Origin of the sequence: Spiroplasma endosymbiont of Glossina fuscipes fuscipes, from assembly GCF_049669535.1 — a bacterium.
Taxonomy (GTDB): domain Bacteria; phylum Bacillota_I; class Bacilli_A; order Mycoplasmatales; family Mycoplasmataceae; genus Spiroplasma.
In genome coordinates this window covers 518,636-534,825 of the sequence record NZ_CP187162.1, presented here as the reverse complement: position 1 = coordinate 534,825, position 16,190 = coordinate 518,636, and the positions used below count along the sequence as shown (strand labels likewise).

At 27.4% G+C, this 16,190-nt stretch carries 16 protein-coding genes and 1 pseudogene; 2 read left to right on the top strand and 15 right to left on the bottom strand.

Annotated features, from left to right (window positions below; all coding sequences use genetic code 4):
* Nucleotides 1-5: 5 nt before the first annotated feature.
* The 7 genes from ACOBWH_RS03120 to ACOBWH_RS03090 all read right to left on the bottom strand — a co-directional run bounded on the left by ACOBWH_RS03120 (nt 6) and on the right by ACOBWH_RS03090 (nt 3,365).
* Complete coding sequence (locus ACOBWH_RS03120; RefSeq protein ID WP_424527028.1) at nt 6-539, bottom strand: hypothetical protein; 534 nt, start codon at nt 537-539, stop codon at nt 6-8.
* Nucleotides 523-993 (bottom strand): hypothetical protein, encoded by a 471-nt coding sequence (locus tag ACOBWH_RS03115; RefSeq protein WP_424527026.1) that lies wholly within the window; start codon nt 991-993, stop codon nt 523-525. The genes ACOBWH_RS03120 and ACOBWH_RS03115 overlap by 17 nt, the downstream gene beginning before the upstream one ends.
* 492 nt (nt 994-1,485) lie before the next feature.
* Complete coding sequence (locus ACOBWH_RS03110) at nt 1,486-1,965, bottom strand: hypothetical protein (protein ID WP_424527024.1); 480 nt, start codon at nt 1,963-1,965, stop codon at nt 1,486-1,488.
* Nucleotides 1,965-2,333 (bottom strand): hypothetical protein, encoded by a 369-nt coding sequence (locus ACOBWH_RS03105; protein WP_424527022.1) that lies wholly within the window; start codon nt 2,331-2,333, stop codon nt 1,965-1,967. Before ACOBWH_RS03105 ends, ACOBWH_RS03110 begins: the two co-directional genes overlap by 1 nt.
* Nucleotides 2,311-2,583, bottom strand: coding sequence for a hypothetical protein (locus ACOBWH_RS03100; RefSeq protein ID WP_424527020.1), 273 nt, complete (start codon nt 2,581-2,583; stop codon nt 2,311-2,313). Before ACOBWH_RS03100 ends, ACOBWH_RS03105 begins: the two co-directional genes overlap by 23 nt.
* 312 nt (nt 2,584-2,895) lie before the next feature.
* Nucleotides 2,896-3,048: a hypothetical protein gene (locus ACOBWH_RS03095; RefSeq protein ID WP_158500808.1), complete on the bottom strand. Its 153-nt coding sequence runs from the start codon at nt 3,046-3,048 to the stop codon at nt 2,896-2,898.
* 14 nt (nt 3,049-3,062) lie between these two features.
* Nucleotides 3,063-3,365: a hypothetical protein gene (locus ACOBWH_RS03090; RefSeq protein ID WP_424527018.1), complete on the bottom strand. Its 303-nt coding sequence runs from the start codon at nt 3,363-3,365 to the stop codon at nt 3,063-3,065.
* 392 nt (nt 3,366-3,757) lie between these two features.
* On the opposite strand from ACOBWH_RS03090, the gene ACOBWH_RS03085 reads away from it, so the two are divergent.
* Nucleotides 3,758-4,264, top strand: coding sequence for an IS3 family transposase (locus ACOBWH_RS03085; protein WP_424527016.1), 507 nt, complete (start codon nt 3,758-3,760; stop codon nt 4,262-4,264).
* A gap of 29 nt (nt 4,265-4,293) precedes the next feature.
* Nucleotides 4,294-4,467 (top strand): annotated as a pseudogene (locus ACOBWH_RS03080) (IS30 family transposase); the annotation flags it as partial.
* 351 nt (nt 4,468-4,818) lie between these two features.
* Here the strand turns inward: ACOBWH_RS03080 and ACOBWH_RS03075 are convergent.
* The 8 genes from ACOBWH_RS03075 to ACOBWH_RS03040 form a co-directional block, all read right to left on the bottom strand.
* Entirely contained in the window at nt 4,819-5,946 is a 1,128-nt protein-coding gene (locus ACOBWH_RS03075) for a hypothetical protein (protein WP_424527014.1), read from the bottom strand.
* Between the two features lie 112 nt (nt 5,947-6,058).
* Complete coding sequence (locus tag ACOBWH_RS03070; protein WP_424527012.1) at nt 6,059-7,663, bottom strand: MATE family efflux transporter; 1,605 nt, start codon at nt 7,661-7,663, stop codon at nt 6,059-6,061.
* A gap of 95 nt (nt 7,664-7,758) precedes the next feature.
* A complete protein-coding gene (locus ACOBWH_RS03065) occupies nt 7,759-9,366 on the bottom strand; it encodes an MATE family efflux transporter (RefSeq protein WP_424527010.1) in 1,608 nt (535 codons plus the stop codon).
* A gap of 142 nt (nt 9,367-9,508) precedes the next feature.
* Nucleotides 9,509-9,952 (bottom strand): peroxiredoxin, encoded by a 444-nt coding sequence (locus ACOBWH_RS03060; protein ID WP_424527008.1) that lies wholly within the window; start codon nt 9,950-9,952, stop codon nt 9,509-9,511.
* Nucleotides 9,953-10,007: 55 nt separating this feature from the next.
* Nucleotides 10,008-10,319, bottom strand: a complete 312-nt coding sequence (locus tag ACOBWH_RS03055) for a hypothetical protein (protein WP_424527006.1) — start codon at nt 10,317-10,319, stop codon at nt 10,008-10,010.
* Between the two features lie 97 nt (nt 10,320-10,416).
* A complete protein-coding gene (locus ACOBWH_RS03050; RefSeq protein WP_424527004.1) occupies nt 10,417-11,835 on the bottom strand; it encodes an NADP-dependent glyceraldehyde-3-phosphate dehydrogenase in 1,419 nt (472 codons plus the stop codon).
* 61 nt (nt 11,836-11,896) lie between these two features.
* A complete protein-coding gene (gene trmFO, locus ACOBWH_RS03045; RefSeq protein WP_424527002.1) occupies nt 11,897-13,231 on the bottom strand; it encodes a methylenetetrahydrofolate--tRNA-(uracil(54)-C(5))-methyltransferase (FADH(2)-oxidizing) TrmFO in 1,335 nt (444 codons plus the stop codon).
* Complete coding sequence (locus ACOBWH_RS03040; protein ID WP_424527000.1) at nt 13,212-15,878, bottom strand: valine--tRNA ligase; 2,667 nt, start codon at nt 15,876-15,878, stop codon at nt 13,212-13,214. The genes trmFO and ACOBWH_RS03040 overlap by 20 nt, the downstream gene beginning before the upstream one ends.
* Nucleotides 15,879-16,190: the final 312 nt, after the last annotated feature.

Below are 16,190 nucleotides of genomic sequence, written 5' to 3'. Positions count from 1 at the left end.
CTTTCTTAATTATTTATAATTTCGTCTAAAATTGTTTTTATCTTTTTAATTTTTGTATTTATTTTTTCTAGATCTTTCTGGTCAAAATCACTATTTTTAATTTCGCTTAATAAATTTAAAGCACTATTTAAGTTGTTTATTTGTTTTTCTAACAACTTAATTACTTGTTGTTTTTGTTCGTCTGTAAAATCATTTTCTTTTTGACATAGTAAAATTTGATATTCGCAATTATTTAGTTCAGACATTTTAATAAATTTTTCTGCTTGCGTTTGTTTTAGTTCTGTTTGATATTCTTCTTCATTTTCATAATCATTTTTACTATTTTCAATTTCTTTAATTACTTCATCATATTCTTTAATTTCTGCTGTAATTTCTTGTTTTAATTTTTCATAGTAAAAAACATCTTTGATTAGTGGTTCTTTTGGTTTGGCTGGTGGTAAGTGTGGTTTGTTATTTGCAATATTACCACAACTAATCAAATTCACTGTGTTTGTACACGATAACAAAAATATTGATAACAAACTAATTATTTTTTTCATATTTGTTGTATCCTAAATAAAAACCATTATCTCAATAATTGGGATTATCAATATTTTCTAAATCTTCTATTAATTGTTTTAATTCTTCTGATGTTAATTTTTGTTGTTGTATTTTATTATTTTTATAATAATTATCATATTTATTTAATAAATCATTATTAGCATCATTTTTGTTTTGCGAATTAAACTGTTTTTTGTTTTCTTGTTTTAATTTTTCAAAAGATAAAATTAAATTTTTTCCCACAATATTACCACTTTTATTATTAATGCTACTATTGACTACATATTTTTTATTTTCATCAATTTTTAAACTAAAATAATTTTGATAACTTGATAAACCTAAACAATTTTTATCCAAAACAACACAATCTTTTTGTTTGTTTATTAAAATATGTGTTTTATTATTTATTTCTTGTGAAATTAAATTTTGGTTTAAATAAATTTTTTTTATCATATTTAATTACTTCACTTTATTTTTTTTACATTTTTGGCATTTATAAAATTTATTCATCGTTAATCATTCTGAATTTAAAATAGTGAACTCTTGTTCACATCTAATACAGTCAATAATTATATTTCCATTTAATCTTGCTTTGGGTTTTGAATAATCTTTTTTTATGATAATCACCTCGCTTTTTTTGCTTTTAATTTTATTTTTCCTAAAATTAATATCCAATAGTAGTTTAAAAATAATTAATTAAACCATAGAACCACTTCTTAACGAAGTGGTTCTATATTTTTGTCTGGCTCTTTTTTTCAATTAATATCAGATAAATGATTTACCATTGTATAACCAAATTTATCTTCAACATAATTTTCTATAATTTCATTTCACGATTTTTCTTTTAATTCTTTAAACTTTCTTTTTCTAAATATGCTTTAATTTGTTCTTTTTCAATAGTAATATTTGTTAAATCTTTAATTATATTTTGCAATGTTTTTTTCATTATTTGCCCTCCCATCCATTAGCTTTAAATGTTTCTTCTTTATTTACAAAAAAGATAATACAATATTCTTGATCTTTTAAAGATTTATCAAATAATCAATATTTATTTTCTAGCATCCATCCTAATTCTTTAAATAATCAACTTGGAAAATCTTTTGGAATTGTTGTGTCAAGTATTCATCTTTTTAAATCTTTTACTTTTACTCTATGGAAACCATCAAAGATTAATTTGTAATGGTGTTCTATTTCGGAATGTTGTAATTCTATGTGAGATTGATAATAACAATCACAATCAACAATTTCCATATCAACTGTTAATAAACCTTTCGGAGACACTACAAAATTAGCATTTCCTAAACCAATACTCATATTTTGTTGTAAAACTTTTTGTAAACTATCTTCTTTCATAATTTCAATAGTTTTAATAAAATTATCTTTTGTTTGCATATCAGCAAAAACTTTTTTTGTTTCAAATACCATTATTCTTCTACTTTGCTTTCTAACTTACTTGGTAAATCATTAATATCTTTAATTAGACAATATTTATGATTATTGCTTTCACAATATTCTAAGTGCATTTCAATTGTTATTTCATCAGTTTGTAAACTTTCTCAATCATAAGTAATTCCATCTTCTTCACAAAGTAAATAAAAATCTTCTTTAAATAATTGATGTTGTTTAGTTTCAAATTTATACTGATTAATTTCAAATTCTTTATCTTGTTGAAATTGGTCATACATTCTTTTAAATTGTTTTTTATGTTCTTTATCTTTTTTAGCAAGTTCTTTTTTAAGTTTTTCGTTTTCTTCTTGTAGTTTGTTAAATTTAATTGATTCTGTTATATTCATTTTCTTCCTCCTTTTTAAAATCAATCACCACATAAACATTGTTGTCTTCTATCACATTTACATTTAAAATCTCTCTTTCATATTCTTTAATATCCTTAATTGGTAAATTGTTTAAATAATTATTAAGTGTTTGATTTAATTGTTCTTCATTTTTATAATCATAAACTCTTTTAAAATATCTAAATATTTCATCTCAACTTAAATATTTAGATAATATGATTCATTCTTTATATTGCTTTTTATCAAACATATTAAATTTTCGCCAAATTTTCTAATATTTCACAACATTTTAAATAACTAATCGATCATCTAAAAACTTAAATAAAAAACAAAATAAAATAAGAGTCACAAACAAACATATTTATCTATTTTTTCTTTTTAAAAATATATGGGTTTTTTGCAAAAATACAATAAACATTTGTGCATCATAAATGTTTATTATCACCATCTATTTTTGATCTACATTTAGGACAAATTTTCCTCATTATTTTTATCTCCTTTATTTTTTATTTATCAAAAATAAAAAACCAACTAATTTTAATAAATAGTTGGTTTAATTTTTTTATCGTATTTGATTTAAAATATTTTCAATATTATTAACTTTATCAATTAAAGCTTCCATAATTTGTTCTAAATTGCTTAAATTGTTTTCTGTTGTTGTTTTAATTTCGTTAATTAAATCGCTAATTGTATTTTTGATATTATTTTCAACCATATAATTTCTCCTTTCTAATTTTTAATATTAATAATTCATCATTTATTTTTCTTAAAAATTAATTTTTTAATAATTTGATGGTTATTTTTGCATTGTAAAGTCAAAAATCAAAGATTATAACTTATTTTTTGTTTGTTAATAAATTCTAATCTTGCTAAACAATGTCGAGTATACTTTTTACAATATCAATCACCTTTTTTATTTTTGGTTAATTTTGTAAAGTACTCATTAATATAACACTGACATTTATTAATTAATACTGTCTTATTTGCTAATTTAATTTTTAACTCTTTTCAACAGAGTTCTTTTAAACACACTTTCAAATCCTCCTTATAAATAGTAAGATTTCTAAAATTTTTTTATTGTGGAACACTTACTCTTTAACCATTGCAGGTTAAAGATTTATCCCCAAACCACGATAACTCTTTTATATTGCCTAAAAGAATTGCCTCCATTATGTCGTAGCGGTACGGCCACCCCTGCTGTATTGTTTATCCTCGCTTGCTTGGTTTTACGACATTCCAAGTAGGGGAGTTTTATTTAGTTGGTTTTGCTGTTATTTTTTTAAACTAAGCAAGGTTAACGACAATTTTAACCTAATTAAAAAAGATAGAATTTTATATCTATCTTTTTCTTATTTTTTGAAAATTTTATACCAAACGATAACTTTACGCGGTCTAACAAAGATATCACTTACAAATATAATAATTTGTTAAATCAAGATTTTGATAATTATAAATTACATGAAGTTGTTGTCAGTGATTTAACTTATGTTTGAATTAATAATCAATGATATTATGTATGTTTATTGATTGATTTGTTTAATCGTGAAATTATTAGCTATGATATTAGTTCTCATAAAGATGCAAAATTAGTTGAGAGTACTTTTAACAAACTTAATTTTTCTTTAGAAAATATTAAAATATTTCATACTGACCAAGGAAGTGAATTTAACAATAGTACTATTTATAAACTTTTGACTAAGAACAATGTACAAAAATCTTATAGTAAACCTGGATATCCTTATGACAATGCAGTAGCTGAATCTACTTATAAAATTTTAAAAACTGAATTAGTCAAAAATAAAAAATTTAAAAGTATTGAAGAATTTAAATTAGAATTATTTGATTATGTTAATTGATATAATAATACTCGTATTCATAGCAAATTAAATTATTTATCACCAATCCAATATAAAAATCTTTACTCTATATAAAATTTGTCCAAAAAACCCTTGCCATTCCAAAACCCAAAGTTGAAAGAATGAATAGAGATATTAGAGAATATTTACCAAAAGGAACAGATTTTAACAATATTACTCAAAAAGAAATTAATAAAATTATGAAAATTATTAATGAAAAACCACGACCGAGCTTAGGCTGATTATCCTCCAAAGAGGTATTTTTACAAAATATTTAATAGTTTAACTTTTAATTTTAGATTTTTAACAAAAATCATTTTTCGTGGTGCTGAAATAACTACATAATTTAAAAAAATTATTTTTTTCAAAAAAGTATTGCAATTTTTAATAAAAGATATACTATTGGATTAATAAGGGTTAAAAATCCTACTTGCATCTTTACTTTACACATTTCATTTATTTCCTTCCTACATTGTATTATTTTAAAATAATAACATAATCAATTGGAATACAATTAAAGTCAATCATTAAATTATATGGTTTTAAATAGTCTTTACTATGTGTAATATGTTCCAATTTAATAATAAAAAACATAAAAACAAGGAGTAATTCCTTGTTTTTATGTTTTTTTAAAATCAGGGGTCAAACGGAACATCAAGTCCAAATCAACCATTAATTAAATCGTGAACTGCTTCTAAGTTAAAGTACAACATAACAATTGCTACTACTGCAACAATTAAAATAGTCAAGATAACAATTAACACTATTGCTCATATTGGTAATCTTCGTTTTTGTGAATCTTCTTCATATCCCTCAAGATTTGAATTATTCATTGTTTGATTAAGATTATTACCTTGTGCAAACGGCATTTTAACTGGATCAATTTTCCCCAAGACCGCATTATTTGGATTAAATTCTGAGGTTGGATTAAAATCAGATGGCGAATTAAAACTAGGCGCAGCATTAAAGTCTGGCGTTGGTCCAAAACTTTGTCCTTGATCATTAAAATCATTTGTTGACCCAAAATTTGGATTTAATTGTCCGAAATTATTTTCAGTATTAAAACCTGGAGCTGAACCAAAGTCATTATTGTTATTTTTTGAAAATGGTGCAATATCATCATCAAAATCGTCATCGAAACCACCAAAATCACCGCTGTTTTTATGATGTTGCTTCATTAAATCTGGATTCATAATTGCGAAATGAGAACCATCATCGTGCCCTTGTTTTCCTACTCCTGAATGATTAGCTTCCTGAGGCGTTTGTTGTGGCATTGGTGGATATTGCTGTGTTAAATCTGGTCCTGCCAATGGCGGATATCCCATTATCATTCCTGAAAATTGCGGTACTTGTGGATATCACATCATCCCTGGAAATTGCGGTACTTGTGAATACCCCATCATCCCCGGATATTGTGGCATCATTCCATACTGATTCATTCCCAAATTAGGATTATTATTCACAACTGGCATTACATATGGTTGATATATGATTGGTTGATAAATTGGTTTGTTATATTGTGCTTGCAATGTTGTTCCATTAATTCCTAATGATTGTGAAATATATGATGGATTAAAAGCCGGATTAGGCCCCGATTTAAAACCATCTTTGTCTAATGGAACCTTAATTGGCTTTGACAATGGTGTTAACGGAGGTATTTGATTAAATAAACTATCACTAGGTGTACTATTGTTAGGACAAAAAGAAATCGAATGATTGTCTGTTTCTTCAGTAGTTTTTATTCCACTATTATTCATGTGATACCCCCCACTTTAATATACCCACTTTGTTTGATAAGTATATTATACTATAAATTTGCAAAAAAATAAATAAAATTATTGTCAAAAATAAAAGAAAAGTATATAATTATTATATTTTATTTTTATCTTGACGGGTTTTATTTCGTAAATATTCTTGATCCCTTTTATTTACTTCATTAAAAATACTATGACGGTTTTTATGCCAGAATACATATAAAATAATACCCACAATACACCCCGAAATTAAGTCATTAAAACCCAACATAAGGAAATAATAAATATTATTTTTTGTTGTTCCATCAGCTAAACCACGAACAATAAAGGCTCCCACTAACATCAAAATTGGCAATACAATAAGCGTTCGGAACGCAGAACATAATGCTGCCTTTCGAGCATTATTCATCCCCTGAAATAACGAAACACCCATAAAAGAAATAGCAGCACACGGATAACTCATTAGCATTAACACTGATGTTCACCGATATTGCTCAACTAGCGATGATGGAAAAGCAAAAGTCATTAATAATTGTGGTCCAATACCAATAAATAATAAAAGCACAAAAAACAATCAACTTCCAATGATAATTAATCCATATCAACAGGTTTGGTACATCCGCAAGTATTTCTTTGCCCCATAATTATATCCAATAATTGTTTTAATTCCTTGCGCAATCCCTAACGCAATTGCTGTAAAAAAAGCAACTCATGGCGTCATTGCACTATTAAATAACTGGAAGGCTGATAAACCACTTCTTTGTTTTTCATCAAATTGTCCCGGCAAATATGACATAATTGTTGATGATAAAATAGAAACCAAAACAATACCTAAATTATTAATAAATGATGAAAATCCTAATCGAAAAATTTCTTTTACAGTTGATTTTCGAAAATAAAACAAGTCTTTTCAATAAAATCGTAAATATGGATCGTTGTTTCAATAAATACAAATTAGTGAAACAACAATAATAAAAATTCATGAAATAATAGTATCAAAGACTGTTCCTTCTAACAACAAATTAGCATACTTAACTAATATAATTGAAGAACAAACATTAACTAAAATCGATCCAATCGTAATATAAACTGCAATCCGTCCCTTCCCATCAGTACGTAATAAAGTTAATAGTAAATAACTAACAAACATTAAAGGGCTTGCTAGTAACATTGGAAAGACATAACGTCAAGTCAAATCTTGTGTAATTCATGACCCTTTTTTACTTAATTGAATAAAAATCATAATATTATCTCATTTAGGAAAGACTAAACAGAAGACAAAAAATACCGCAACAATTGAAAATAAAATTGTAATTGTTAAGGCATTTCCCGCTAAAGATTGCGTTTGTTGTTTATTATTTTGTCCATACTTAATTGCAAAAGTAATTGATGTTCCAATTGCAATTAAAACAGCAAAAGATAGAAGGAGGTTATAAATTTGACCTGAAAAATGGGTTGCTAAATTAACAAAAATCTTTGCCCCTTCATAAGTTAAAACGCCATTATTGTTGTTAATATTTTCTTTATATCAATCTAAATATGGTTGATAATGAAAAACATTAGGAGTTACAAACGTTAAAGCAATTAGTTTATCTAAAATCGGATAGGAAGCTGAGATTGCCATCACAAAAACAGTTGGCAATGAAAAAACAAAAATTATTTTTCATAAATTATCATAACGCAACTTAATCTCATTTTTTGAAAAAACATTATTGTTCATTAACAGCTGTTCCCTTCTGTAAATTCCTTTACTATTAATTTTATCGTATTTTCAAAAACATTACTAGAAAAAATAAAGTGATATTAAATCATTTTTTATTTAATATCACTTTCTAACGAAATTTTATCAACAACATTATCTTGTAAATTATTACGATTTTGTTGTTCAAAATCATCGGGATGATCAATTAATTTTGTTTTATTTTTCCGTCAAATTGAGATTAACATTGGACCAATAATAAAAGCACAAATTAAATCGTTTAATCCAATTAGGATAAAGTAATCAATATTGTTGCCAGTTAATAAACTAATCCCATAACCAATAAATGATAATGGAACCATAACAATTAATGAACGTAACATTGAACAAATTAGAGTTTGTGTTGATTTTCCAATCGCTGAATATAGGGCCATTGAAGTATAAGTTACTGATGCAAAAATATAAGTTGAAAATGCCAAAACAGTATATCAACGATAATGGCTAACGAGTTCTTGCGGAAAGTTATAAATTAACATCATTTTATCAGCAAATACTAAAATTAGTAGAAAAACAAAAGTAAACCATGCTAATTCCAGAATTGCAACTCTAAAAATAATTCGTTCAATTCGTTTATATTTTTTTGCCCCAAAAGCATAAGCACAAATAGCGGTTGCCCCTTGAGCCAAACCAACACCAGCTGAAGTGAAAATAACAATAAACGGCGAAACGGTTGAGTAGACTAACTGACAAATATAAATTCCAGCTGAAGTTGCCGATACTTTTTGACCATTAACAGTAATTAAAACATCATCTTGACCTGGCAAATGCACTACTAAAATCGTTGAGATTAAAACTTGAATTGCCATAGCAAAATTAAGAAAGAAGGCACCAATTCCAATTGGAAATGACCGTTTAATAATTTCGCGAGATCACAACATTTCCTTTCAACTAAATTTACAATATGAATTCTTCGAAAAAAAAATAACACAAGCAGAAAATACAATATTAAAAATCCATGCCATCATACTTCCCATCATTACCCCTGACATTTGCAAATGTGCTAATTTTGCAAAAATAAACGAAAATAAAACATTAATCGGAATTGAAATAATTTGCATTATTAAAACAATAAATACTTTCCCCTCTGTTCGAAGAAAAGTTGGTAAAGCAAATGATAAAAACAACAGTGGCGCACAGAAAATGAACACTCGTGAATATTCTCACGATAAAGTAATATAGCGACTTTGCGCTAAACCTGACATTCCCCCATTCATTTGAACTTTTACTAATAATGCTCCAAAATGTTCATTCATCAAAAAGAATAATACTAAGGCAACAAGAATTGATAAAACAATTTGTAAACCAACCATGTTCCCAACAATTCGTCGCATTTGAGCAATATTACGTCGCCCATATTCCATTGAAAAGACAATTGATGCTCCAACACCAAATAATGCTGCAAAAGCAAATAAAGTATAAAATGCAGTCATTGTATAACCAGTTGTAATATTTACTAAATTATTTGCTGTATGCTCATCAATATTAAAACGCTTCATAATATCTGAGCTTGTAAAATTTTGGGCCATATTTTTATCAATAATATTATATAACCCTTGAATAAGCATAATTAAAACCATTGGACCACAAAAATACCAAATTGCAGATCATGGTTTAGCATAACGTAACTTATGTTCACGTTTTGTCATTATTAATTTTTCTTCCATTATGTTTCCTCATTGTTCTTTCTATTTTTATAAGTAAAATCTAATTTAACTATTAATAATAAATTAGATTTTTACAATTGGGCTAATCATCTGTTGTTGAGATTGTTAGTTAATATATATCCTAAATATAATACCTAGTTGATTACAATACGCTTGATAAAACGGTTTTAATGTGTTCAACTGGCGCTACTTTTCGTCATTCTTCAATAATTACAAAATCATTGTTTAACAAAAAAGTACTACGTTCAATCCCCATATAAACATTATTAAACATTTTCTTTTGTTTTAAGACATTAAACATTTTACATAGTTTCTCATCAACATCACAAATCATCGGAAATTCAACAGCATGATCTTTTTGGAATTTGGTTTGTTTTTTTAAATTATCCCGGCTAATACCAATAACATTATAACCTGCCGTTAAGAATTTTTGATAATAACGATTATAAGCAACCGTTTCTAACGTACAACCCGTTGTTGCTGCTTTTGGAAAAAAATAAAAGATATAACCCTTTTCTTTTTGAAAATCAGAAATTAGATGTTCCTTTCCATCAGTAAATAAAAATTTTTCTTGCTTTAAATTCATTTAAGATATCCTCCCCACCCATTACTACTATAATATAAAAGACAATAATAATTGATTACTGTCTTTTAAAAAGTTCTATTAAATATTTTGTTACTTCTAATTTATTTTTTAAAATATTAAATGATAGTTTTAAATCTAAAAATATCAAATATAACGAAATTTCAGTGATATCAAACTTATATTCTAATTCACAAATCTCTTTTTCAATATTTTTTATTTGGTCGGTAATATTTTCATAATCATCAACAACGGCACTATTATTTAAACTCGCTCGTTCTTGTAATTCACTAAGATCTAAATTGACATCTTGAACTGTTAACATTAGTTCATTTAGTGATTGCTCAATTTTTTCTTCGCGTAAGGACATTTGTTCCTCTTTTTTTCCATATTATTCTCCCCCTACTTTACAAGTATAATATATCATAAAAAAAGAATAAAATGAAAAAAGGTTCTTTAAAATTACTTTAGTAATTAATTACTAAACCTTTAAAACGAGTAACAGAATTAATAGTTTCACGAATGCCCTGCACTCCTTGTCCTGAATCATGAATTCCTAAAAATGGGAATGAATCAGGGCCACGTTGTGTTCGACCATTAATATTAACAGTTCCTGTTTCTAATTCACCAGCAATTTTAAAAGCAATATTAATATCATTAGTAAAAATACATGCTTGTAATTTAAAGTTTGATTTATTTGCTAGCATAATCATTTCTTCAACATTTTTACAACGAATAATTGGCAAAACAGGTCCGAATGGTTCTTCTCAAGCTAATCGCATATCTGCTGTAACATAGTCAATTAAAGTTGCACTAAGTAAATTATCTTTTCGATGATTTCCAACAACTAAAGTTGCTTTTTTGGCCAAAGCATCATCAATTAATCCTTGAACAAATTCAGCAGCCTTAATATCAATTACTGGAATAATTGCCTTGTTTTCTAATGGTGAACCCATCTCTAACTTACTGACTTCTGTTTTTAATAAGGCAACTAATTCATCAGCAATTGCTTCATCAACTAAAACACGCTTAATTGCTGTACAACGCTGCCCCGAATAAGAATAAGCCCCTCCAATAATTTCTTTCACTGTTTTAGTTAAATCAGCATCTTTTAATACTAAGGCCGGGTCTTTTCCACCTAATTCTAAAACTAAATCTTTCCCATGTCCTAATTTACGAATGTGATTCCCAACAGCAACTGAGCCAGTAAAAGAAATTACATCAATTTCTGGATTTAAAACTAATAAGTCCCCAATATCACGGCCGCGGCCCGTTACAACATTAATAACTCCTTTCGGAAAACCAACTTCATGTGCTAACTTTGCCATATATAATCCAGTTAAACTGCCATTTGTTGCTGGTTTAAAAACCACACTATTTCCAACAATTAAACTTGGAGCAATTTTAGCAATACTTAAGTTAACAGGATAATTAAATGGTGAAATTGCTAAGACTACGCCCTTAGGAACACGTGAAAAAATTCCAAGTTTATTTTTGACATTTCAACCATCTCCAGTTAAAGTTTCTGGAAAAACTCGTTTTGCTTCTTCAATTGTATAATCAATATATTCAATACTTCGTTCAACTTCAACTTGACCATCTTTCAAACTTTTCCCAACTTCATAAGCCATAATTTTTGCCAACTCTGTTTTATGAATTAACAATAATTCTGCTCATTTTCGTAAGTAAATAATTCGTTCAAACAAAGTTAATTTTGCTCATTTTTTTTGTGCTTGTCGTGCTGTCTGAAAAGCCTTATTAATTTCTTTTTCTTTTAAAGCTGGAACACGACCATAAGGTTTATTATCAATTGGTGAAATTATTTCTAACCAATCACCATTATTTATTAATTCGCCATCAATTAATGCATTTAATTCTAAGTTCATTTTTCACTGCCTCTTTTCTTTTCATATCATTCTACTTCTATTTTATGCTTTTTTAAAATTATTAAAAGTTAATTTCATCATTTAACCGATTGTTTTTAATAAAATTGGCTAATTCTGTTAAAGCCCGATCAGTATATGCTAAGTATTTATCGGCCTTTGCTTTAAAATGCTGTTCAAGACTAGGCACGATCCCAAAGTTAGCTTTCATTGGTTGAAAATTAGTTGGTGAAGCATTAATAATATACTTAACTAATGCACCCATCATTGTTTCGGGAGGAAAAGTTAACATTGCTTTGTTGTTTAAAAAATTCGCAATATTAAGAGCACTAATAATCCCAGTTGCCGCTGATTCAACGTAACCTTCAACCCCTGTAATCTGACCAACAAAAAAAATATTTTGCTGTGATTTTAATTGTAAAAATTGATTCAATAACACTGGTGAATTAATAAAATTATTTTTATGAATAACACCATAGCGAACAATATTAGCATTTTCTAATCCCGGAACCATTGCAAAAAGACGTTTTTGTTCTGAAAATTTTAAATTAGTTTGAAATCCTACGACATTATATAAAGTATCAACTGCATCATCTTGGCGTAATTGGATTACAGCATATGGTCGTTCGCCATTTGGTTTTTCTAAACCAACTGGTTTTAATGGTCCAAACAATAATGATTTAACTCCCCGCTTTGCCATCACTTCGATTGGCATACATCCTTCAAAATAAATTTCTTTTTCAAATTCACGCAAAGCAACTGTTTCAGCCGTAATTAATTCTTGCACTCACATTTCAAATTCTGTTTTTGTCATGGGACAATTAATATAATCTTTACTTTCACCTTTATCATAGCGTGACTTATAATAAACCTTCTGAAAATCAATACTTTCTTTTGTAATAACTGGTTCTGCTGCATCATAAAAATAAAAGTATTCTCTTCCTAGTAACTGTTGAATCTCATTTTGTAAACTTGTTGTTGTTAATGGTCCTGACGCAATTAAGGTAATTGCTGTTAAATCAATCTTTGTAACTTCTTGATCAATTATGGTTATATTAGGATGTTTTGTTAAACAACCTGTAATATAATCTGAAAATTGTTGACGGTCAACCGCTAAAGCGCCACCGGCAGGAACCCGACTAGCATAAGCGGCTTTGATAATTAATGAATCAAAAGCTAACATTTCTTGTTTTAATAAGCCAACACCATTTGTTAAACTATCACTTCGTAACGAATTTGAACAAACTAATTCAGCAAAAGTATCTTGTTTTTGAACAGGGTTTTTATTAATCCGTTTACTTTCATATAAGTTAACTTGAAGTCCTCTTCTTGCCAACTGATAAGCTGCTTCAGTCCCAGCCAAACCATCACCAATAATATTAATTTTTTGTTTTGCCATCGTTTACTTTTTCTTTTACTTGTTCATATTGCTCTAAATATTTTGCATATTTTTCTTGTTCAATTTGGATTTTTGCTGAACTTGCTTTTGTTAAAAAGTCCTGATTATGCAAAAGATTTTTACTACGAATAAGTTCTTGTTCTAAACGTTTTAATTCAACTGTCATTTTTGTTTGTTCTGTTGTTAAATAAATAATATCATTAGCAACTACTTCTAAAATCATATTTGTTAATGGAATTGTAACATATGTTTGTTGATCATCTTTTTCTTTTAAAATCCCTTTAATTTCACTATTTACCATTTTCACAATAAAATCATTAATTAATGGAATTATCGTCGCATTAATTTTCGTTTTGTCAGTTCCTAAATCTAATCAAATTTCAATTAATTGATACTTTTTAATTTGATAATTACTACGTAATTCTCGTATTGCAGCAATAATTTCTGTTACTAAATTTAAATATTCAACATCATAATTAAAATTAGTTGTCGGATATGCTTCTACCATAATTGATGCTTTTAAATTTAATTTTTGATAAATTTCTTCTGTTACAAATGGAATAAAGGGGTGTGACATCACTAAAATTTGTTTTAAAACATAAAATAATGTTTGCATTGTTGTTGCTCTAATTGTTTGATTATCACTTTGTAAATTAACTTTTGTCAACTCAATATATCATGAACAAAACTTATTTCAAACAAAATCATATAAATCCTTACCAACTAAAACAAACTCATATCTTTCCATATTAACTTTAACTTTGTTAATTGTTTTTGTTAACTCTGTTAAAATTCATTGGTCAATCGCATTTTCTTGATGCTTAATTAATAATTTTCTAATTTCTTGATCAAAATTTATTAATGGTTTAAAATCACTTGATAAATTCATTTCAAGATAACGTGCAGCATTTCATAACTTGTTAATAAAATTTCAAGCACCATTAATTTTTTCTTGCGAATATCGTAAATCTTGCCCAGGAGCACTATTTGTAACTAAAAAGTAGCGTAAGGCATCAGCACCATAATCATTAATAACATCCATTGGATTAATCCCGTTTCCTAATGATTTACTCATTTTACGGCCTTCTTCATCACGAATTAAACCATGAATTAAAACATCATTAAAAGGTTTCTTATTAGTAAATTCTAATGCATCAAACATCATTCTTGAAACTCAAAAGAAAATAATATCATAACCGGTTACTAAAACACTGGTTGGAAAATAACGTTGAAATAATGTTTCATCTCAAGTTCACCCTAATGTTGTCATTGGTCATAATGCTGATGAAAATCATGTATCTAAGACATCTTCATCTTGTAATCAATTATTTGTATTATCTGGTGGAGTTAATCCAACATGAATTTTAGTAGGGTCATTTTTCATATATCATGCTGGGATTTGATGCCCTCATCATAGTTGCCGTGAAATACATCAATCTTGAATCTTTTCCATTCAATTAATTAATGCTGTATTAAACCGTGGCGGATAAAATTTAATTTGATTATTTGTTTCTTGAAATTTAATAATTTTTTTAGCAAAATAATCCATTTTAACAAATCATTGGTCAGATAAATATGGTTCAACAATTGCACCACTTCGTTCTGAAAAACCAACTTGATGAAGGTGTTCCTTTATTTCAACTACTAAATTTTGTTTTGTTAAAGCAACTACTAAATTTTGTCGCGCAACAAAGCGATCCTGATTGACATATTTTCCTGCCATCTCGTTCATTGTTCCATCAGTATTCATACAAATTGGCATTGCTAAATTATGACGTAACGCAATTTCAAAATCATTGGCATCATGTGCTGGCGTACATTTCATTGCTCCTGTCCCAAATTCCTGATCAACATAATCATCACAAAGAACAGGAATTAATTCACCATTGGCAGGGTTAATAACTTTTTTATTTCAATATTGACGATAACGTTCATCATTTGGATTAACAACGACACATTGATCAGCAAACATTGTTTCTGGACGCGTTGTAGCAATTGTCAAATATTCACTAGTACTATTTTCTAAAAAATATTTAAAATAATACATTTTCCCTTGTTGTTCTTGGTATAAAACTTCAATATTTGATAACGCTGTTTTTTGGACTGGATCTCACGAAATAATTCGCTTCCCACGATAAATTAATCCTTTCTGATATAAATCAATAAAAACTTTTTGAACTGCGGCTGATAAATTATCGTTTAAAGTAAATTGCTCGCGCGAATAATCTAACGCTAAACCCAATTTGCTTCATTGTTCACGAATAACTTCCGCATATTCTTCTTTTCATTCTCAAACTTGTTCAATGAATTTTTCACGCCCCAAATCATGACGTAAAACATTATTTGTTATTCGTAACCGTTCTTCAACTTTTGCCTGTGTTGCAATCCCAGCATGATCCATTCCTGGTAAATATAAAGTATCAAATCCCATTAACTTTTTATAACGAATAATTAAATCCTGTAAAGTTGTATCTCACGCATGGCCTAAATGTAACTTTCCAGTTACATTTGGCGGTGGAATAACAATACTAAAACTTGGTTTATTACTTTTAACGTCTGCGGTAAAATATCCGGCATCTTTCCAAAATTGATATTTTCCTTTTTCAACAAGATTATGATCATATTTTTTGTTTAATTCCCTTGCCATTAAATCTCCTATCTAAATAAAAACTCCTATTATTTTAACAAAATAATAGGAGCAATTATTATTTAATAATTACGGTACCATCCTTTTTTAATAAGTGCAAACTTATTATCTTAATTAAAATATCAAGTTAAAATATTAGTAACCTTCATTAAATAAATAGATTAATTTCTCATCGCCAATTAACTCTCTGAACTATTTTTTTAATTACTCCTCTAATATTTATGGTCTTATTATAATTCTTTTTTTATTAATTGCAACAATTTTTGTGGTTTTGTCCTAAATATGTGATTATTGATTATTGGAATGGCAACA